The 593-nt window shown below is 44.9% G+C and carries 1 protein-coding gene; it reads right to left on the reverse strand.

Features of this window, described 5'->3' with window-relative positions; genetic code table 11:
* A partial coding sequence (locus GFJ41_RS17895) for a hypothetical protein (RefSeq protein ID WP_170075998.1) occupies positions 1 to 593 on the reverse strand: 593 nt, incomplete at both ends.

The following is a 593-nucleotide window of genomic DNA, read 5'->3' on the forward strand; positions in this document are numbered from 1 at the left end:
TTATGTGTAAATAATTGCTGGAGCCTGCTTTGGTGGTGTAGGCCTGGGCTGTCATCTGGTTCACAGCTTGTCTTTCAGGTAATATGCCTGGAGCTGTGGTTTTTGCAGTGATTTGTAGTGATTTGAGTCCTTCCTGAGTGTTTACTATGACCTTGGCCATGCCGTTACTCTTGGTTCGACCCCTCACATCACCAGGTGTGACCACCACATCCACATTTTCAGCAGGCGACTGGTCCGGATTGGTTACATAAACCGTGACATCAAAAGACATTCCAGGGTGGAAGAATTTTGGGGTTCTCTTGAACTCAATGGTGTAGGGTGATTTCACAATTTGAATGGCCCCCTTCTCTGCTTCAACCATTTCACTACCTGTTTCAGTTAAAACGCTGACAGAAATGTACAAAGAGCTTCCAATCAGATCATGAATTTGGGGGAACGAGTGCTGGATCATCTGTTTAGTCAGCTTCACATGTCCTTCTCCATTTGTGATTGGTTCTCTTTTCAAAGAGGCGGGTAGAGTGATCTTACTGTCGTCCTTCTTAATGCCAAAAACCACAAACGCAACACCATCCACATTTTTTCCAAACAGGTAC

The sequence above is a fragment of the Paraclostridium dentum genome (assembly GCF_012922555.1).
GTDB classification, from domain to species: domain Bacteria; phylum Bacillota; class Clostridia; order Peptostreptococcales; family Peptostreptococcaceae; genus Paraclostridium; species Paraclostridium dentum.